Raw genomic sequence first — 17,945 nt, 5'->3', positions numbered from 1 at the left:
GATTCCGCTCCTGATGAGTCCCGCCTTCAGCGCCTCGGCACAGCAGCAGGATTCAATATTCAAAGACTATGCCGCCTATAGAGAGTTCGTTGACAACCGCATCATGAACCGCAACTTTGTGGAACTTATTCAGGTGCTTGGAGGGCGCGACGAATACACCAAAGAGGAACTTGACGGCCTGCAGCGCCAGTTTCTTGCAGTCTATCCAACCGACTTTTCCGACAGTGCGGTGACCAAGGTGACCGATCTGGGCAGCGGGTTTTGTCAGGAAATGCGCATCTATTGGAATGAAAATACCAGCTATACGTTCTTTTACGCGCTGCTGCATGACACGAACGACCACCTGGTCGTGCTGAATTTCCTGCTCAACAGCAGCTCGACCCCGGTTCTGGACAAGTTCTAGATCGACAGGCGCGCCGCATGGCTGCCGCGTTCGCGATAGGGCGTGGTGTCGTAATGCGCGCGATAACATTTCGAAAAATGGCTGGGTGAGGCAAAGCCACAGGCCAGCGCCACGTTGATCACACTCATATCCGTCTGCATCAACAGGTTGCGCGCCTTTTGCAGGCGCAATTCCATGTAATAACGTTTGGGCGACCGGTTCAGATAACGGCGGAACAACCGCTCAAGCTGGCGGGTGGACATGCCTACATCCTTGGCCAGAACCGAGGGGCTGATCGGCTCCTCGATATTGGCCTCCATCATCTGGATCACCTGGCTCAGCTTGGGGTGACGCACGCCGATGCGGGTCGGCACGCTCAGACGCTGGGTATCCTGATCCGTCCGGATCGAGGAATAGATCAGCTGATCGGCCACCGCATTGGCCAATTCTTCGCCATGATCCTGCGCAATCAGCTTGAGCATCAGATCGATCGAACTGGTCCCGCCGGCCGTCGTCATGCGGTTTCCGTCAACGACAAAAACGGATTTGGTCAGGTTCACCTCGTCGAATTCTTCCGCGAAGCTGTCGGCGTTTTCCCAATGTATGGTGGCCCGCTTGCCGTCCATCAGCCCCGCCTTGGCCAGAGTATAGGCCGCGGTACACAGGCCACCGATCACCAGCCCCTTGCGCGCCTCGCGACGAATCCAGCCCAAAAGACGTTTGGTCGTGGCCGCCTGAATATCGATTCCGCCACAAATCAGGATCGTGTCGTCGCGCGAAAGCTCACCCAGATCGCCATCGACGTTGAAAACGGTGCCCGCGGAACACTTCACGGGGTCTCCGGTTTCGCTGGCCAATCGCCAGGAATACAGCCTCTTGTCACTCATGCGGTTGGCAATCCGCAGGCATTCGACGGCCGAGGCAAAACTGAGCATCGAAAACTTGTCCAGCAGAACGAAAACGAACTGACGTGGCTTGGTGGTTTCTGTTACCACATCGACAACTTTGCGTTGCTCTTGCATGGCGCTGGTCCTTTGAGAAAGTCCGCCAACCCGGCGTATGAGGGCGGACGCTCATTCACCATGCTCAGAGGATATCCGCGACGTCAAGTGGTCGCATTTCGGATATGGCAACCGGCGACAGGCTTTTGTATACAGGGTGTCTCAGGATCAAATGTGGAGATCACAGCAATGAGCGATTGGCATAAATCGGACTGGCGCGCAAAATCGCGGATCCAGATGCCCGACTATACCGATGCGGCCGCCTTGACCGCAGTAGAAGCACAGCTGGCAAAGTATCCCCCGTTGGTCTTTGCGGGTGAAGCGCGCCGGCTGAAACAACATCTGGGCGCGGCTGCGCGCGGCGAAGCGTTCCTGTTGCAGGGCGGCGATTGCGCCGAAAGCTTTGACCAGTTCAGCGCCGACGCGATCCGCGACACCTTCAAGGTGATGCTGCAAATGGCGATGGTTCTGACCTATGGCGCCAAGGTTCCGGTGATCAAGGTCGGCCGCATGGCCGGCCAGTTCGCCAAACCCCGCAGCGCGCCCACGGAAACCATCGAGGGCGTGGAACTGCCCAGCTATCGCGGCGATATCATCAACGAGTTGGAGTTCACGCCCGAAGCGCGCATTCCCGACCCGAAAAAGATGCTGCAGGCGTATACGCAGGCGGCGGCAACCCTGAACCTGCTGCGCGCGTTTTCAACGGGGGGCTATGCTGACGTGCATCAGGTCCATTCCTGGACGCTGGGGTTCACCGAAAGCAAAAAGGCCGAACGCTACCGCGAACTGGCCAACCGTATCACCGACACGCTTGATTTCATGTCGGCGGCCGGGGTCAATCAGGACACCGCGCACACGCTGCAATCGGTTGATTTCTACACCAGCCACGAGGCCCTCTTGCTGGAATACGAAGAGGCGCTGACGCGGCTTGATTCCACGTCGGGCAACTGGCTGGCCGGGTCGGGCCACCTGATCTGGATCGGCGACCGCACCCGTCAGCCTGATGGCGCGCATGTGGAATTCTGCCGGGGCGTGCTCAACCCCATCGGTCTGAAATGTGGGCCCACCATGACGTCCGAGGATCTCAAGGTGCTGATGGCCAAGCTGAACCCGGAAAATGAAGCGGGCCGCCTGACCTTGATTGCCCGCTTTGGCGCGGGCAGCGTGGGCGAACACCTGCCGCGTCTGATCAAGACTGTGCAGGATGAGGGCGCCAACGTGCTGTGGACCTGCGACCCGATGCACGGCAACACGATCAAATCCTCGACCGGCTTCAAAACCCGGCCTTTTGAATCGGTCCTGCGCGAAGTGCGCGAGTTTTTCGCCGTGCACACAGCCGAGGGCACCGTGCCCGGCGGTGTGCATTTCGAGATGACCGGCCAGGACGTGACTGAATGCACCGGCGGCGTCCGCGCGGTCAGCGAAGAGGACCTGTCGCACCGCTACCACACCGCCTGCGACCCGCGCCTGAACGCCAGCCAATCGCTGGAACTCGCCTTCCTCGTGGCGGAAGAACTGTCAAATCTGCGCTCCAGCCGCCTGGACCGCGCAGCAGGCTGACAAAATGCATTTCCGGGGCAGGGGTCCCTCACCCGCGCCCCGGAGACGGCAAAGGTCGGAACCTCAATCCTCGGACGAGACCAGCCGCAAATGCGGGGCCCGTCCGCCCAATGGCGCGACAGGCGGCTCTGCAAACCCGGCCACGGGTGCGTGGCGCACCGGGCGTTCCTGCGGCGGCACCGCCACCGGCATATCCGCCACCAGCCGCGAGGTAGAGCCGGCAATGTTGAACCGGGTCGGCACCTGGGTGCCCGGCGCATCCGACACCAATACCCCAAGAGCACGGCTGATCGCCCCCAGATCGCATTTCAGCGGTAAAAGGATCATATGCGCCTCGTAAGGGGGCGCGCGATACCGCGCCTCGCTGGTCAGGCTCAGTTTCGCCACGGCCGGAGCGTCGAACAGATGTTCCAGAATGGCGCTCATCTGGCCGCGGGCGGCGGGTGTGAAAAACGCCGTGATCGGCATGCCACGCACTTCCATCCCGGCGCTGTTTGTCAAGTGTTGACCAGCCAGCCGGAACCGCGCGATGCCCGGCGCGATACGCTCGAGGATAAAGGCGTATTCCAGCAGGTTTTCCAGCCCGCGCGGATCAATCTGCGTGCGCCGGGGAATGCCCGCACCGTCGCGCAGTGCGGTCCAATACGCCTCGGCCTGCCGAATGGGGGACAGGCTCGCGCCACTGCGAAACCGGGCCATGCTGATCACCTTTTCCCTGTCTGAATGTTTCAAACCGACACTGCTTTCAATCGTCATGTTCATCCGAACACTTCGCGGCGACATAAACTCGATCGCCCACGCGAAATGTCATACCCCTTAAAGAATACTTCATAATGGTTACCCAAATCCTAATCTGTCACAGAAGCGGTCAACACCCGAGCGTTTCCTTAAAGAATGGTTAACGCCCGCCGCCACGGCAGCCCGGCAAAATCAATGGCCGGGTCTTGCCCTGCATCGCGCGATGGCATTAGGTGCATCCCAACGACGCATCAGGCCCGAAAATTCAAGCAGGACACAGCGCAGATGATCAATTCCATGACCGGCTTTGCCGCGGCCAAGGGCGAATTCCCCCCCTATAGCTGGGGCTGGGAACTGCGCAGCGTCAACGCCAAAGGGCTGGATATGCGTCTGCGCGTGCCCGACTGGCTGGAAGGTCTGGAAACCGCCCTGCGGGCCGATATTGCCAAATCGGTAACCCGGGGAAACATCACGCTGAACCTGCGTGTGGCACGCGACGAAGACACCGCCGGTCTGGTCCTGAACGACGGCGTTCTGACCGCGGTGCTTGACGCCATGGGCGAAATCGAAGCGCGCTCAATGGACCGTGGCCTGTCCCTGGCCCCGTCCAAGGCCAGCGACCTGCTGGCCCTGCGCGGCGTGCTTGAAGCGGGAACCAGCGCCGACGATGTTGCGCCGCTGGTCGCGCGCATCCGCGCCGAATTCGCCAATCTTGTTCAGGCCTTTGTCCAGATGCGCCGGGAGGAGGGCAAGGCGCTTGAAACCGTGCTGCTTGGCCAGTTGACCCTGATCGATGGCCTGACAGCCCAGGCCGCCGAACTGGCCGAGGCGCGCAAAGCGACGACGGCCGAAACCCTGAAAACCAATCTTGCCCGTGTGCTTGAGAATGCCAACGGTGCCGATGCCGACCGGGTCGCGCAGGAACTGGCCATGATCGCCGTCAAGGCGGACGTGACCGAGGAAATCGACCGCCTTGGCGCCCATGTGAGCGCCGCGCGCGACCTGCTGGGTAAGGGCGGCGCCGTCGGTCGCAAGCTCGACTTCCTGATGCAGGAATTCAACCGCGAGGCCAATACGCTCTGCTCGAAATCGCAGTCCTCGACGCTCACCGCTGTCGGGCTCGAGCTCAAGGCCGTGATCGACCAGATGCGCGAGCAGGTCCAGAACGTCGAATAAAGACAAGGAAACACTGACATGGCGCAGCGACGCGGTCTTTTGATCATCCTCAGTTCCCCTTCGGGGGCCGGAAAATCGACACTGGCCCGCCGCCTGCGCGACTGGGACAGCGACATCGCCTTTTCGGTCAGCGCCACCACCCGCGCACCGCGCTCCGGCGAGGTGGACGGCACGGATTACCATTTCGTTTCCGAAACCGACTTCAAATCGCAAGTGGCCGACGGGGGCATGCTGGAACATGCCCACGTGTTCGGCAATTTCTACGGTTCGCCCAGGGCGCCGGTTCAGGCGGCCATCGACAGCGGGCAGGACGTTCTGTTCGACATCGACTGGCAGGGCGCGCAACAGATCCGCAATTCGGCCCTTGGGCAGCACACATTGTCGATCTTTCTGCTACCGCCTTCGATCGCCGAACTGCGCCGCCGTCTCGAGGGGCGCGGGCAGGACGACGCCAACACCATCGCCCGCCGGATGCAACGCAGCTGGGATGAAATCAGCCACTGGGACGGGTATGATTTCGTCCTCGTCAACGACGATCTGGACGCCACCGAAGAGCGCCTTAAAACCATCGTCACGGCCACCCGCCTGCGCCGTATCCAGCAACCGGACCTGACCGATCATGTCCGCAAACTCCACGCCGAATTCGAGGATCAATCATGACCGTCTACACCTTGGGCGACCGCGCCCCGCAAATCCACGAAGACACCTGGATCGCCCCCGATGCCAACGTCATCGGCAACGTGATCATGGAGGAAGGATCTTCGGTCTGGTTCGGGTGCACCATCCGCGCCGATCATGACGTGATCCGCATCGGCAAGGGCAGCAACATCCAGGAAAACACCGTCATGCACGTGGATGCGGGCATTTCGCTGACTGTTGGCGAAAACTGCACCATCGGGCACAAGGTCATGCTGCATGGCTGCACCATCGGCGACAACACCCTGATCGGCATGGGCGCGACCATCCTGAACAACGCTAAGATCGGCAAGAACTGCCTGATCGGGGCAGGGGCGCTGATCACCGAAGGCAAGGAAATTCCTGACGGATCGCTGGTCATGGGTGCGCCGGGCAAGGTGGTGCGCCAGCTGGATGACAAGGCGATTGCCGGCCTCACGGCCAGCGCCTTGCACTATCAGCAGAACATGCGCTGGTTCCGCGACGATCTGAAAGAACAGAACTGATGCGAAATTCCAAAGGGTCGCTGATCCGCCCCGTTCCGCTGCCGGAAAGCGCCAGCCATCCGGTTGTCACCCCCCTGTCGCCCTCGGTCGTTTATGCCAGCGAAACGCCCGACGCGCTGGATGACCAGTACGAAGGCCGCGTTCACGGTTATACCTATTCCCGCGAAGGCCACCCCAACGCAGATGTCGTCGCCGCCCAGCTGGACGACATGGAGGGGGCCGCGGGCGGAGTTGTGACCGGATCGGGCATGGCCGCCGTCACCGCCGTTCTGATGGGCCTGCTGAAGGCCGGCGATCACGTGATCGGGGGCAACCAGCTTTATGGCCGTTCCCTGCGCCTGATGAAGGAAGACCTGCCGCGCCTTGGCATCCAGACCGACATGGCCGATCCCGGCGATGTCGGAGCCATGCGCGCCGCCATCCGCCCCGAAACCCGCATGGTTCTGGTCGAGGTCGTGTCCAATCCGACCCTGCGGGTGGCCGATATCAAGGGGATCGCCGAGATGTGCCGCGACCACGGGTTGCTGTTTGTCGTGGACAACACCTTTACCACGCCGCGTGGCTTTCGCCCCTTTGATTTCGGCGCAGATATCGTCATCCATTCGATCACCAAGCTGCTGGCCGGGCATTCCGATGTGATGCTGGGCTATGCGGTGGCCCGCGACCCGGCCTTGAACGATGCGATGCGGGTATTTTCCGTCACCACCGGCATGACGCCCAGCCCGTTTGACTGCTGGCTGGCGGAACGGGGCATGCTGTCCTTTGATCTGCGCTTTGACCGGGCGCAGGAGACGGCCGAAAAGCTGGCCGATCACCTTGCCACATTGCCGGGGGTCAAACGCGTCATCTATCCGACCCGCGCCGATCATCCGGATCACGACCGCGCCAGCGATCTGCTGGCCGGGCAGGGGTGCAACATGGTCAGCTTTGAACTCGATGGCGGGCGCGAGGCGGCCAATGCATTCACCCGTGCCGCCGATGGTCTGAGCTTTGCGCCGACGCTGGGGGATGTGGGCACAACCCTGTCGCATCCCGCATCCTCGTCCCACCGGGCCCTCACGCCCGAGGAACGCGCCAAGCTGGGCCTCTCCGAAGGGTTCTTTCGCGTGTCGGTCGGGTTGGAGGACCCCACGGCGTTGCTGTCGGTCTTTACCACCGCCGTCGCCGCCGCGACTCAGCGCTGAAGAACGTCCCATGCAGATGATCAGATCATGAGTGATACCCCGACATCGGATCTGATCGCGGCCATTCCCCTGCCGACACTTGTTGTCGCTCCGTCCGAGCGGATCGCGAACGCCAATACAGACGCCTGCGCCCTTCTGGGGCAACAGATCGTCGGGCGGCATTTCGCAACCATCCTGCGCCAGCCCGACGTCGCCACGGCAATCGAGGCGACGTTGCGCGATGGTAAACCCCGCCAGACCCGGTTTCTGGCCAATGACGGTGCGCAGGATACCACTTTCGATGTTTCCTGTCGTCCGATTGCGGCCACGGGTGCCTGCCTGGTCAGTTTTCGTGATGTCACCGATATGCAGCAGGCAGGCCAGATGCGCCGCGATTTTGTCGCCAATGTCAGCCACGAATTGCGCACGCCGCTGACCGCGCTGATGGGGTTCATCGAGACCCTGCGCGGCGCGGCTGCGGATGATCCGGCCGCCCGTGACCGGTTTCTCGGCATCATGCAGGACGAATCCGACCGGATGAACCGCCTGATCGGCGATCTTTTGTCGCTCAGCCGGGTCGAAGACCAGGAACGCATCCGCCCCAGCACCCCGGTGGACCTGACCGGTCAGATCGCGTCGGTTCTGGCGACGCTGAAACCGCTGGCCGAACAGGCCGGGGTCCGGTTTGCGGTGACCCAGCCCAACGATGCAGTGATCATTCCGGGGGATGCGGACCAGTTGAAACAGGTGTTCACTAACCTGATCGAAAACGCGATCAAATACGGTGGCACCGGGGGAGTTGTCGAAATCGCCATCACCACGTCAGACCGCGATCCGGCCCTGCGCGCCCCGGCGGCGCGCGTGAAGGTGATCGACAAGGGACCGGGTATCGACCCGTTGCACCTGCCGCGCCTGACCGAGCGGTTCTATCGTGCTGACAGCCACCGCAGCAGGATGCTGGGCGGTACGGGCCTGGGCCTTGCCATCGTCAAACATATCATCAACCGCCACCGTGGCCGGTTGCGCGTGGAAAGCGAACTGGGCCATGGCGCGACCTTCACCGTGATTCTGCCGGCCTGATTCACGACCGCAAATCCGCGCGTGTTCGCCCCCACGGCGTCAAAAACCGCCCCAGATTTCGTCGCGTTTAGCCACTTTCCCACAGATTCTTGTGTCCCTTTCCTTGGTAATTCCCAGACTGTCATAAATCCGTTACACAAGTGTCACAAAAGCATTGCGAGACCCCGATAGCAGCGCACCCAGGATCATCATGGGGATGATCAATGTGCATCCTATTCAGGAGACTAAGATGTCGTTTGGTAAAATGACCGCTTCCGCCCTGGCCATCATGGCCGTTTCCGCAACTGCCGCTGCCGCGCGCGATCAGGTTCAGGTCGCCGGGTCCAGCACCGTGCTGCCCTATGCCTCGATCGTGGCCGAAGCGTTTGGAGAAAACTTCGACTTCCCGACACCGGTTGTTGAATCGGGCGGGTCGTCTTCCGGCCTCAAACGGTTTTGCGAAGGTGTTGGCGAAAACACCATCGACGTTGCCAACGCGTCGCGCCAAATCCGTGACAAGGAAATCAAGGCCTGCGCCGAAAACGGTGTCACCGACATCATCGAAGTGCGCATCGGCTATGACGGCATCGTGTTTGCATCGCAAATCGACGGTCCGGCCTACACGGCGTTTCAGCCTGCCGACATCTTTAACGCTCTGGGCTCCAAGGTCCTGGTGGACGGTGCGATTGTAGATAACCCGCACCAGCAGTGGTCGGAGTTCAACGGCGATCTGCCTGCCGCCGACATCGTTGCCTTCATCCCCGGCACCAAGCACGGCACACGTGAAGTGTTCGAAGACAAGGTGCTGCTCAAAGGCTGCGAAGACACCGGTGCAATGGCCGCGATGATGGACGCCGGCATGTCCGAAGATGACGCAGAAGATGCCTGCATCGATGTGCGCCAGGATGGAAAATCGGTCGACATCGACGGCGACTATACCGAAACGCTGGCCCGCATCGACGCCAACCCCAACGGCATCGGGGTCTTTGGTCTGGCGTTTTACGAGAACAATACCGACAAGCTGAAGGTTGCCACCATGGGCGGAGTTGCACCTTCGACCGAAACGATCTCGACCGGTGAATACCCAGTGTCGCGCCCCTTGTTCTTCTACGTCAAGAAGGCACATATCGGCGTCATCCCCGGCCTGAAGGAATACGCGTCCTTCTTTGTCGCTGACGAGATCGCCGGCCCCGATGGCCCGCTGTCCGAATACGGCCTGGTGGCCGACCCTGAACTGTCGGCCACGCAAGAGGCTGTGGCAGCCGAAGCCACAATGGGCGGCAGCTGACAGCGCCATAATCCCGGGGGTGGCGTTTTGCGCCACCCCCACGTTTCTCTGCGACCAATCTGCCCTGCTGTCCGGGCCCCGTAAAACACCGCGCAAATCGGAGCTGTCATGCCCCTTTCCTGGCTCATCCTCATTGTTCTCGCGATTGCGGGGTTCGGTTATGTTGCAGGCCGTCAGCGCGCACTGAACAGCGCCGGTGGAGACAGCCGCGAACTGCATTCCCTACCCAGCTATTACGGCGCCAACGCCGCGATGTGGACGATTGTGCCATCCTTTGCGGTACTGATCGTCTGGCTTTTGGTGCAGCCGGTCTTCGTCAATTCTCGCGTGCTGGACACGCTGCCGCAAAGCGCTGTTGCCGAAGGCAGTTCAATCGGACTCGTCATGAGTGATGTGCGCCGGGTTGCGGACGGCCTGAACGTCGCCGTCAAAAAAGGCGCGATGACCCCCGAACAGGCCAGTTCGATCGACACGCAGTCCACAAACGTGCGCGAACGCCTTGGCGAAGTTGGCGTTGCACTCGGCTCGGATATCAGCAGTGACGTTCTGCGCGGCGCACAGCGGTACCGATCGCTGAACGCGACCGGGCACAAGATGATGGCGGTCGTTGTTCTGTTGATCGCATTCGCGGGCGCGGCATATGCAATCATGCGCTCGAACGCGGCGTATCGCGCACGAAACGTTGTCGAAAAGGGGATACTCGCACTCCTGATTTTTGCCGCTTCGGTCGCGATCCTGACGACAATCGGCATCGTGTTCGCGCTGTTGTTCAATACGATCGAGTTTTTCAAACTTTACCCGGCGTCCGATTTCTTCTTTGGAACCAACTGGGCGCCCAGCTTTTCCGGGCGGGGCGGCGCCTCTGACCTTGGTATTCTACCGCTGCTCTGGGGAACGTTTTACATCTCTTTCATCGCCCTTTTGGTGGCGGTGCCGGTGGGCCTGTTCTCGGCGATCTACCTGTCCGAATACGCCAGCCCGCGGGTGCGCAGCATTGCCAAGCCGCTGATCGAAATCCTCGCCGGTATCCCCACCATTGTTTACGGCCTCTTTGCCCTGCTGACGGTCGGCCCGCTGCTGGTGGCGATGTTTGGCAAGGAAACGCTGGGCTGGATGTCGGGCGGTACAGCCGTGATGACGGCAGGTCTGGTCATGGGCATCATGCTGATCCCCTTTGTCAGTTCGCTTTCGGACGACATCATCAACGCAGTGCCCCAGGCCATGCGCGACGGGTCTTACGGCCTGGGGGCGACCCAGTCCGAAACGATCCGCCAGGTGATCTTGCCGGCCGCTTTGCCCGGCATCGTAGGGGCGATCCTTCTGGCGGCCAGCCGGGCCATCGGGGAAACCATGATCGTTGTGCTTGGGGCAGGGGCCGCCGCCCGGCTTAGCCTGAACCCGTTCGAGGCCATGACCACCATAACCGCCAAGATCGTCAGCCAGTTGACGGGGGATGCCGATTTCGCCTCACCCGAGGCACTTGTCGCCTTTGCCTTGGGCATGACGCTGTTTGTCCTGACATTGGGCCTGAACGTCTTTGCCCTCTACATCGTGCGCAAATATCGGGAGCAGTATGACTAATGACCGACGCAGGCATGGATAACGCCGCGGCGCCCAAAGGTGGACTGTTTGCCGTGGACGCCCGCACGCGCAAGCGCAACGCCGCTGAAAAACGGTTCCGCACCTACGGAATGGCAGCCGTCGGCGTGGGCCTTTTGTTCCTCGTCTTTCTGTCTGTCTCGATTCTGCGCTCTGGTCTGCCGGCCTTTACGCAGACGGTTCTGGACATCGAACTCACGCTGACCCAGGAACAGTTCGACGACGCCGAGAGCAAGATGCTCAAAACCAAAGCCTATGAAAATGTCTTTATCGAAGCCCTTCAGGGCCAGTTGGAAATGCAAGGCTTTGAAGGTGTGTTCGACAAAAAGGCGATCGGACGGATCGTCGGCAAACCCGGCGGAACGATCCGCACCTATTTCCTCGAAAACCCGAATGATCTGGGAACGCCTGTCCGTTTCGAACTCGCCGCATCGTCTCGTGTGGATGGGTATTTCAATGGCCGCGTGACACGGGAAACCCTGGTCGACAGCCGGTTCCTGCAACTGAGCGATCTCGACCTTGTCGATGCCCTTGAGGACGCGGGAATCATTCACAGCGCCTTCAACTGGAACTTTATCACCGGCAAGGATTCGGGCGTGGACAACCCCGGTGGTGCCGGCCTCGGCGTGTCGGTGATCGGCTCGTTCTTCATGATGCTGGTGGTGCTGTTGCTGTCGCTGCCCATCGGTGTCGCCGCGTCGATCTATCTCGAAGAATTCGCGCCCAAGAACCGCTGGACCGACCTGATTGAAGTCAACATCTCGAACCTGGCTGCGGTACCGTCCATCGTATTCGGTATCCTGGGTCTTGCCGTGTTCATCCAATTCGCTGGCCTGCCACAGTCGGCTCCCCTTGTTGGCGGTCTTGTGCTGACCCTGATGACACTGCCCACGATCATCATCTCGACCCGCGCATCGCTGTCGGCTGTGCCACCATCGATCCGGGATGCGGCGCTTGGGGTCGGGGCCTCGAAAATGCAGACAGTATTCCACCACGTGTTGCCATTGGCGATGCCCGGTATCCTGACCGGAACGATCATTGGTCTGGCGCAAGCGCTTGGAGAGACCGCTCCGTTGCTGCTGATCGGCATGGTTGGGTTTGTGGCCCGCGAATATCCCGAAGGGTTCCTGGCTGGATTCACGGACGCAAACTCGGCGATGCCGGCGCAGATTTACACATGGGCCAGTCGCGCCGATCCTGGGTTTTACGAAAAGGCATGGGGTGGCATTATCATCCTGCTGCTGTTCCTGATCACGATGAATACGGTGGCTGTCATCCTGCGCCGCCGCTTTGAACGCCGCTGGTAGGGGTGGACACCATGAACGACATGACCGCTGTGGAGAACAATGTGGACACCAAAAATATCAAGATCGCCGCGGAGAACGTGCAGGTTTATTATGCCGACAACCACGCGATCAAAGACGTGTCGGTCCGGATCGAGGACAAGACCGTCACCGCATTTATCGGCCCGTCGGGATGTGGCAAGTCGACATTCCTGCGATGCCTGAACCGGATGAACGACACGATCGACATCTGCCGGGTCGAGGGCACGATCCTGCTGGATGGCGAAGACATCTATGACAAAAAGGTCGATCCGGTGCAGCTGCGCGCCAAGGTCGGGATGGTGTTCCAGAAACCCAATCCATTCCCGAAATCGATCTATGACAATGTTGCCTATGGACCCAAGATTCACGGGCTGGCCAAATCGAGGGCCGATCTGGACGGGATCGTGGAAAAGGCCCTGCGCCGGGCGGCCATCTGGGATGAGGTCAAGGATCGCCTGACCGCCCCCGGCACCGGCCTGTCGGGCGGCCAGCAACAGCGCCTGTGCATCGCCCGCGCCGTGGCGACCGAACCCGAGGTGCTGCTGATGGACGAACCCTGCAGCGCACTGGACCCGATCGCCACCGCGCAGGTCGAGGAACTGATCGATGAGCTGCGCCAGAACTATTCGGTGGTGATCGTCACCCACTCGATGCAGCAGGCCGCGCGCGTCAGCCAGAAGACCGCCTTTTTCCACCTGGGCAACCTGGTTGAATACGGCGAAACCGGACATATTTTCACCAACCCCGAAGACCCCCGTACCGAAAGTTACATCACCGGGCGTATCGGCTGAGACAGGATCAGGAAATCATGCAGGATCACCACATTGCATCCGCCTTTGACCGCGACCTGGAAGCGATCCAGGCCCGGATCATGAAAATGGGCGGTTTGGTCGAAGAGGCCATCAGGAACGCCGCCTTGTCGCTGGAAACCCGCGACGTTGAACTGGCAGAGCAGGTCCGCGCGAATGACAAGGCGATCGACGCGCTCGAGGATCTTATCAACGAAGAGGCCGCGCGCCTGATCGCACTGCGGGCCCCGACGGCGATTGATCTGCGGCTGGTTCTGTCGGTGATGAAGATCAGCGGCAACCTCGAACGGATTGCCGATTATGCAAAGAACATGGCCAAACGCACCGGCGTTCTGGTCCAGCTGACCCATGTCGACGACAGTGCCGCTGCCTTGCGCCGGATGGCGCGCGAGGTGGAACTGATGCTAAAAAATGCGCTGGATGCCTATGTGCAGCGCGACGCCGAACTGGCGCAGGACGTAATCCAGCGCGACCGTGAAATCGACCAGATGTATAACGCGTTGTTCCGCGAATTCCTGACCTTCATGATGGAAGACCCGCGCAATATCACGCCCTGCATGCATCTGCATTTCATCGCCAAGAACATCGAACGCATGGGCGATCACGCCACATCGATTGCCGAGCAGGTCGTCTATCTGGTGCTGGGCGAACGTCCCGAAGAATCCCGGCCCAAGGCCGACATGACATCGGAAACGGCCCTGCCGGAGGGATAACCCATGTCCGCAACACAGCCCACCGTTCTGGTCGTCGAAGATGAACCCGCACAGCGCGAAGTGCTGGCCTATAACCTCGAAGCCGAAGGGTTTCGCGTGATCAAGGCCGCCACGGGCGACGAGGCGCTGTTGCTGGTGGACGAAGACATGCCCGACATCATCGTGTTGGACTGGATGATGCCGGCGCTCAGCGGGATCGAGGTCTGCCGCCGGCTCAAGATCCGGCCCGAAACTCGCGGGATCCCGATCATCATGCTGTCGGCCCGGTCCGAAGAGGTCGACAAGGTACGCGGCCTTGAAACCGGGGCGGATGACTATGTTGTCAAACCCTATTCAGTGATCGAACTGATGGCGCGGGTCCGCTCGCAACTGCGCCGGGTGCGCCCGGCCACGGTCGGGATTCGGCTGGAGTATGACGACATCGTTCTGGACGCCGAAACCCACAAGGTCTGCCGCTCCGGGGCGCCCGTGAAACTGGGCCCGACCGAGTTTCGCCTGCTGAGTACGTTTATGGAAAAACCCGGCCGCGTCTGGAGCCGTGAGCAGCTTCTCGATCGGGTCTGGGGGCGCGACGTCTATGTCGATACGCGCACCGTGGACGTCCATATCGGCCGGCTGCGCAAGTCACTGACCCGAGAGGGCGGAGAGGATCCCGTGCGCACCGTGCGCGGTGCGGGTTATGCGTTGGGTTAACGGGGCAGGGGGTCTTCGGGCTGGGCCTTGCCCGTCAGCCAGTCCCGAAAGGCGATCAGCGACGGATCGCGCGATTTGACCTGCGGCCAGACCAGGTAATAGGCGCCCTTGGCCTCGACCGGCTTGCCGAAAACCGGCACCAGCCGCCCGGTGGCCAGGTCCTGTTCCACCAGATATTCGGGCATCAAAGCCACCCCTAAACCGTGCAGTGCTGCCTGGGTAATTGTTGAAAATTGGTCATACATCGTGCCCGCAATCGGGCCGGTCGTCGTGACCCCCTGGGCCACGAACCAATCGGCCCAAGCGCGCGGGCGGGTCTGGATGTGCAGCAAGGGCAGGGACAGCAGACTGCTTGCCGCCTCTGGCGCACCGCCCTCGATCAGAGAGGGTGCGCAGACGGGGATCACCGTTTCATGTTTCAGCAACAGGCGATCGGTTCCCGGCCAATCCCCGGTACCAAAGTGCAGCGCCGCATCAAACGGCTCTTCCGCAAAGTTGAACGGGACCAGCCGCGTTGACATGTTCAGCGTCACATCCGGGTGCAGCCGCGCAAATTCGGGCAACAGTGGCATCAGCCAGCGCATCCCGAAGGTCGGCAGAATGGCAAGGTTCAGCGTGCCGCCCAAAGGGGCCACCTGAAGGCGCAGCGACGCGTTGGCAATCCGGGTCAGAGCCTGGCGCACCTCGGCCACGTAGTCCTGTGCCATGGGGGTCAGCGTCAGGCGCTTGCGGCTGCGCTGGACCAGGTCCACGCCCATCTGCCGCTCAAGCGTTTGCAACTGGCGACTGACCGCGCTTTGCGTCAGGGACAGCTCTTCGGCCACGGCCGACGCACTGCCCAGACGATCGAGCGCCTCAAGTGCACGCAGGGAAGACAGGGAAGGGAGCAATCGTCGCGGGGCCAGCATGCATGAGTAATAATCATATATCCATGCAAAAGTCTTGCTGTTTATTGCGGGCGGACGCGACTAAGTTGCGGCCAACCATTTCCCCGGAGGAGAGAGCCATGAACGCGCCGAGCAAACCCACGCTGAAAGCCAAGGACGCCCCCGATCTGGGCAGTTTCGACTGGACCGATCCCTTGCGTCTGGAGGACCAGCTGACCGAAGACGAACGCATGATCACCGCCAGCGCCCGCGCCTATGCGCAGGAAAAGCTGCAGCCGCGCGTGACCGAGGCTTATGCCAAGGAAAGCGTCGAGCCGGAAATCTTTCGTGAAATGGGTGAAATGGGTCTTCTCGGCGTGACCGTCCCCGAAGAATACGGCGGCATCGGCGCAGGGTACGTCAGCTATGGCCTTGTCGCGCGCGAGGTTGAGCGCGTGGACAGCGGGTACCGGTCGATGATGTCGGTCCAAAGCTCGCTGGTGATGTACCCGATCTATGCCTATGGGTCCGAGGAGCAGCGCAAGAAATACCTGCCCAAACTGTCCAGCGGCGAATGGATCGGCTGTTTCGGCCTGACCGAACCCGACGCCGGCAGCGATCCCGCAGGCATGAAGACCCGCGCCGTCAAAACCGCCACAGGGTACAAGCTGACCGGGTCCAAGATGTGGATCTCGAATGCGCCGATCGCGGATGTGTTCGTGATCTGGGCCAAGTCCGAGGAACATGGTGGCAAAATCCGCGGCTTTGTTCTGGAAAAAGACATGAAGGGTCTGAGCGCGCCCAAGGTTCAAAACAAGATGAGCCTGCGCGCCTCGGTCACGGGCGAGGTCGTCATGGACGGCGTCGAAGTGGGCGAAGACGCGCTGCTGCCCAATGTGCAGGGTCTGAAAGGGCCGTTTGGCTGTCTGAACCGGGCCCGCTATGGCATCAGCTGGGGCGCGATGGGGGCCGCGGAAACCTGCTGGCACGCCGCGCGCCAGTACGGGCTGGACCGGCACCAGTTCAACCGCCCGCTGGCCCAAACCCAGCTGTTCCAGCGCAAGTTGGCGGACATGCAGACCGAAATCTCACTGGGGCTGCAGGCCAGCCTGCGGGTAGGGCGCCTGATGGACGAGGCAAACGCCGCCCCGGAAATGATCAGCATCGTCAAGCGCAACAACTGCGGCAAGGCGCTCGACATCGCGCGCATGGCACGCGACATGCACGGCGGCAACGGTATCAGCCTGGAATTCCAGGTTATCCGCCACATGATGAACCTCGAGACCGTCAACACCTATGAAGGCACCCATGACGTGCACGCCCTTATCCTGGGACGTGCGCAAACCGGCCTTCAGGCGTTCTTTTGAACCGATAAACATGACGCCGCGCAGGGAAGTCTCTTTGCGCGGCGTGTTTTTTGAGTGATCCTGCTTAAATGCGGGGGCTTCAAAAATGATGCCTTTTCATATATAAAAAAACATATGTGTCTCAGGAGGCGAGAAGATGGATATCCGCCGGATCAACGAAGACCTTTCTGTCTGTGGCCAGATCAACCCGACAGACCTGCCATTGGTGCATTCTCTGGGCTTTCAGAGCGTGATCTGCAACCGCCCGGACGGAGAGGAGGCGGATCAGCCGCTTTTCGCATCGATCGCGCAGGCCGCCAAAATCTCGGACATGCAGGCAGTTTACGTGCCTGTGGCCTCAACCGGTGTGACAATGGACCAGGTCGAAACCATCATCGATCTCTGGGCGGATCTTCCCAAACCGGTACTGGCATATTGCCGCTCGGGTGCGCGCAGCACGACACTGATGTCTCATGCCATGGCCCGGGGGGCGGGAAAGACGTGAGGCAGATCGGCGTAAAGGATCTTCGAATCTGATCTGTCCCAAGACAGGGCGCCGCAAATATCACGGAACCTGAACTGCTTTGCAGCCCGGAGACCTCCCATGTCGCAGGCCTGAACAGACTTGTGGGACATTTGGCGTCGGTTCATTGCGAGTAGGGAGCTTTAGTGTCGAGGAGCCGCCTTTGCCGTGTAGCGAAGACTTTGTTTGGGTCCACTTGGTCTTTTGGCCCTTGGCTGCTGCACTCACGCTATTGGTAGCGAAACACAACAGGTTTAGCTGGAAGGAAGCATTGCTTGCAGCCATCGGGGTGAAGAAATTTGATCGGACACCCGCGATCAAGGTTTTAACTGCTGTGACCCTGCTGCTTCCGCTAGGATTGGCTGCTTGGATCATTCAGTCCTGCCCAAATTGAGCAACCCTTTAGGGCCCGACGCCGTTTGTTAGGGCAGAGCTGCATTTCTGCTTTGCAGATGTGGAACATTTTAACTTTGCGCGTACGTAACGTTTTCTCATAATCAGTATTATGTAAATATTTGATATT

18 protein-coding genes are annotated in these 17,945 nt (G+C 60.6%); 15 read left to right on the top strand and 3 right to left on the bottom strand.

From position 1 onward, the window contains the following. The first annotated feature begins 103 nt into the window (after nucleotides 1-103). Nucleotides 104-403, top strand: coding sequence for a hypothetical protein (locus ACXYMO_RS01755; protein WP_458876926.1), 300 nt, complete (start codon nucleotides 104-106; stop codon nucleotides 401-403). On the opposite strand, the gene ACXYMO_RS01750 is transcribed toward ACXYMO_RS01755, so the two are convergent. Then, the gene (locus ACXYMO_RS01750) at nucleotides 400-1,404 is read right to left on the bottom strand and encodes a GlxA family transcriptional regulator (RefSeq protein ID WP_458876925.1); all 1,005 of its coding nucleotides are present in this window, start codon (nucleotides 1,402-1,404) and stop codon (nucleotides 400-402) included. The genes ACXYMO_RS01755 and ACXYMO_RS01750 overlap by 4 nt on opposite strands. A 168-nt stretch (nucleotides 1,405-1,572) precedes the next feature. Here ACXYMO_RS01750 and ACXYMO_RS01745 point away from each other — a divergent pair, with 168 nt between their 5' ends. Continuing rightward, nucleotides 1,573-2,943 carry a class II 3-deoxy-7-phosphoheptulonate synthase gene (locus ACXYMO_RS01745; protein ID WP_458876924.1) on the top strand — a complete coding sequence of 457 codons (1,371 nt, stop codon included), beginning with the start codon at nucleotides 1,573-1,575 and terminating at the stop codon, nucleotides 2,941-2,943. A 63-nt stretch (nucleotides 2,944-3,006) separates the two neighbouring features. Here the strand turns inward: ACXYMO_RS01745 and ACXYMO_RS01740 are convergent, their stop codons facing one another. Beyond that, nucleotides 3,007-3,705 (bottom strand): PAS domain-containing protein, encoded by a 699-nt coding sequence (locus tag ACXYMO_RS01740; protein WP_458876922.1) that lies wholly within the window; start codon nucleotides 3,703-3,705, stop codon nucleotides 3,007-3,009. A 261-nt stretch (nucleotides 3,706-3,966) separates the two neighbouring features. Between ACXYMO_RS01740 and ACXYMO_RS01735 the strand changes: the two genes are divergently transcribed. The 11 genes from ACXYMO_RS01735 to phoB all read left to right on the top strand — a co-directional run bounded on the left by ACXYMO_RS01735 (nucleotide 3,967) and on the right by phoB (nucleotide 14,687). Further along, entirely contained in the window at nucleotides 3,967-4,857 is an 891-nt protein-coding gene (locus ACXYMO_RS01735; RefSeq protein ID WP_458876921.1) for a YicC/YloC family endoribonuclease, read from the top strand. 18 nt (nucleotides 4,858-4,875) lie between these two features. Next, nucleotides 4,876-5,517: a guanylate kinase gene (gene gmk, locus ACXYMO_RS01730; RefSeq protein WP_458876920.1), complete on the top strand. Its 642-nt coding sequence runs from the start codon at nucleotides 4,876-4,878 to the stop codon at nucleotides 5,515-5,517. Further along, on the top strand, nucleotides 5,514-6,038 hold the full coding sequence (locus ACXYMO_RS01725; protein WP_458876919.1) for a gamma carbonic anhydrase family protein: 525 nt from the start codon (nucleotides 5,514-5,516) through the stop codon (nucleotides 6,036-6,038). Before gmk ends, ACXYMO_RS01725 begins: the two co-directional genes overlap by 4 nt. Beyond that, nucleotides 6,038-7,222 carry a trans-sulfuration enzyme family protein gene (locus tag ACXYMO_RS01720; protein ID WP_458876918.1) on the top strand — a complete coding sequence of 395 codons (1,185 nt, stop codon included), beginning with the start codon at nucleotides 6,038-6,040 and terminating at the stop codon, nucleotides 7,220-7,222. Before ACXYMO_RS01725 ends, ACXYMO_RS01720 begins: the two co-directional genes overlap by 1 nt. A 27-nt stretch (nucleotides 7,223-7,249) precedes the next feature. Continuing rightward, nucleotides 7,250-8,281, top strand: coding sequence for an ATP-binding protein (locus tag ACXYMO_RS01715; RefSeq protein WP_458876917.1), 1,032 nt, complete (start codon nucleotides 7,250-7,252; stop codon nucleotides 8,279-8,281). A gap of 229 nt (nucleotides 8,282-8,510) precedes the next feature. After that, on the top strand, nucleotides 8,511-9,548 hold the full coding sequence (locus tag ACXYMO_RS01710; protein ID WP_458876916.1) for a substrate-binding domain-containing protein: 1,038 nt from the start codon (nucleotides 8,511-8,513) through the stop codon (nucleotides 9,546-9,548). Between the two features lie 108 nt (nucleotides 9,549-9,656). Next, nucleotides 9,657-11,129 carry a phosphate ABC transporter permease subunit PstC gene (gene pstC, locus ACXYMO_RS01705; RefSeq protein WP_458876915.1) on the top strand — a complete coding sequence of 491 codons (1,473 nt, stop codon included), beginning with the start codon at nucleotides 9,657-9,659 and terminating at the stop codon, nucleotides 11,127-11,129. Then, nucleotides 11,129-12,454 (top strand): phosphate ABC transporter permease PstA, encoded by a 1,326-nt coding sequence (pstA, locus tag ACXYMO_RS01700; protein WP_458876914.1) that lies wholly within the window; start codon nucleotides 11,129-11,131, stop codon nucleotides 12,452-12,454. Before pstC ends, pstA begins: the two co-directional genes overlap by 1 nt. A gap of 11 nt (nucleotides 12,455-12,465) precedes the next feature. Beyond that, entirely contained in the window at nucleotides 12,466-13,263 is a 798-nt protein-coding gene (gene pstB, locus ACXYMO_RS01695; RefSeq protein WP_458876913.1) for a phosphate ABC transporter ATP-binding protein PstB, read from the top strand. A 17-nt stretch (nucleotides 13,264-13,280) separates the two neighbouring features. Then, nucleotides 13,281-13,994 (top strand): phosphate signaling complex protein PhoU, encoded by a 714-nt coding sequence (gene phoU, locus ACXYMO_RS01690; RefSeq protein ID WP_458876912.1) that lies wholly within the window; start codon nucleotides 13,281-13,283, stop codon nucleotides 13,992-13,994. 3 nt (nucleotides 13,995-13,997) lie between these two features. Continuing rightward, the gene (phoB, locus tag ACXYMO_RS01685; RefSeq protein WP_458876911.1) at nucleotides 13,998-14,687 is read left to right on the top strand and encodes a phosphate regulon transcriptional regulator PhoB; all 690 of its coding nucleotides are present in this window, start codon (nucleotides 13,998-14,000) and stop codon (nucleotides 14,685-14,687) included. Here phoB and ACXYMO_RS01680 read toward each other — a convergent pair. Further along, nucleotides 14,684-15,595 carry a LysR family transcriptional regulator gene (locus ACXYMO_RS01680; RefSeq protein WP_458876910.1) on the bottom strand — a complete coding sequence of 304 codons (912 nt, stop codon included), beginning with the start codon at nucleotides 15,593-15,595 and terminating at the stop codon, nucleotides 14,684-14,686. The genes phoB and ACXYMO_RS01680 overlap by 4 nt on opposite strands. A gap of 98 nt (nucleotides 15,596-15,693) precedes the next feature. Here ACXYMO_RS01680 and ACXYMO_RS01675 point away from each other — a divergent pair, with 98 nt between their 5' ends. Both ACXYMO_RS01675 and ACXYMO_RS01670 read left to right on the top strand, forming a co-directional pair. Beyond that, entirely contained in the window at nucleotides 15,694-16,920 is a 1,227-nt protein-coding gene (locus tag ACXYMO_RS01675) for an acyl-CoA dehydrogenase (protein ID WP_458876909.1), read from the top strand. Nucleotides 16,921-17,056: 136 nt separating this feature from the next. Beyond that, entirely contained in the window at nucleotides 17,057-17,404 is a 348-nt protein-coding gene (locus ACXYMO_RS01670; RefSeq protein ID WP_458876908.1) for a protein tyrosine phosphatase family protein, read from the top strand. The last annotated feature ends 541 nt before the right edge of the window (nucleotides 17,405-17,945 follow it).

The sequence above is a fragment of the Arenibacterium sp. CAU 1754 genome (assembly GCF_054482635.1).
This window is presented reverse-complemented; position numbering and strand designations above follow the sequence as displayed.

Excerpts from the sequence above, each read along its gene's own strand:
- ACXYMO_RS01675 (WP_458876909.1), top strand. The coding sequence starts at position 15,694 with ATGAACGCGCCGAGCAAACCCACGCTGAAAGCCAAGGACGCCCCCGAT.
- ACXYMO_RS01755 (WP_458876926.1), top strand. The coding sequence starts at position 104 with ATGAACCGCAACTTTGTGGAACTTATTCAGGTGCTTGGAGGGCGCGAC.
- gmk (WP_458876920.1), top strand. The coding sequence starts at position 4,876 with ATGGCGCAGCGACGCGGTCTTTTGATCATCCTCAGTTCCCCTTCGGGG.
- ACXYMO_RS01740 (WP_458876922.1), bottom strand. The coding sequence starts at position 3,705 with ATGAACATGACGATTGAAAGCAGTGTCGGTTTGAAACATTCAGACAGG.
- ACXYMO_RS01735 (WP_458876921.1), top strand. The coding sequence starts at position 3,967 with ATGATCAATTCCATGACCGGCTTTGCCGCGGCCAAGGGCGAATTCCCC.
- ACXYMO_RS01750 (WP_458876925.1), bottom strand. The coding sequence starts at position 1,404 with ATGCAAGAGCAACGCAAAGTTGTCGATGTGGTAACAGAAACCACCAAG.
- ACXYMO_RS01725 (WP_458876919.1), top strand. The coding sequence starts at position 5,514 with ATGACCGTCTACACCTTGGGCGACCGCGCCCCGCAAATCCACGAAGAC.
- phoU (WP_458876912.1), top strand. The coding sequence starts at position 13,281 with ATGCAGGATCACCACATTGCATCCGCCTTTGACCGCGACCTGGAAGCG.
- pstC (WP_458876915.1), top strand. The coding sequence starts at position 9,657 with ATGCCCCTTTCCTGGCTCATCCTCATTGTTCTCGCGATTGCGGGGTTC.
- ACXYMO_RS01670 (WP_458876908.1), top strand. The coding sequence starts at position 17,057 with ATGGATATCCGCCGGATCAACGAAGACCTTTCTGTCTGTGGCCAGATC.
- phoB (WP_458876911.1), top strand. The coding sequence starts at position 13,998 with ATGTCCGCAACACAGCCCACCGTTCTGGTCGTCGAAGATGAACCCGCA.
- pstA (WP_458876914.1), top strand. The coding sequence starts at position 11,129 with ATGACCGACGCAGGCATGGATAACGCCGCGGCGCCCAAAGGTGGACTG.
- ACXYMO_RS01720 (WP_458876918.1), top strand. The coding sequence starts at position 6,038 with ATGCGAAATTCCAAAGGGTCGCTGATCCGCCCCGTTCCGCTGCCGGAA.
- ACXYMO_RS01715 (WP_458876917.1), top strand. The coding sequence starts at position 7,250 with ATGAGTGATACCCCGACATCGGATCTGATCGCGGCCATTCCCCTGCCG.
- ACXYMO_RS01745 (WP_458876924.1), top strand. The coding sequence starts at position 1,573 with ATGAGCGATTGGCATAAATCGGACTGGCGCGCAAAATCGCGGATCCAG.
- ACXYMO_RS01680 (WP_458876910.1), bottom strand. The coding sequence starts at position 15,595 with ATGCTGGCCCCGCGACGATTGCTCCCTTCCCTGTCTTCCCTGCGTGCA.
- ACXYMO_RS01710 (WP_458876916.1), top strand. The coding sequence starts at position 8,511 with ATGTCGTTTGGTAAAATGACCGCTTCCGCCCTGGCCATCATGGCCGTT.
- pstB (WP_458876913.1), top strand. The coding sequence starts at position 12,466 with ATGAACGACATGACCGCTGTGGAGAACAATGTGGACACCAAAAATATC.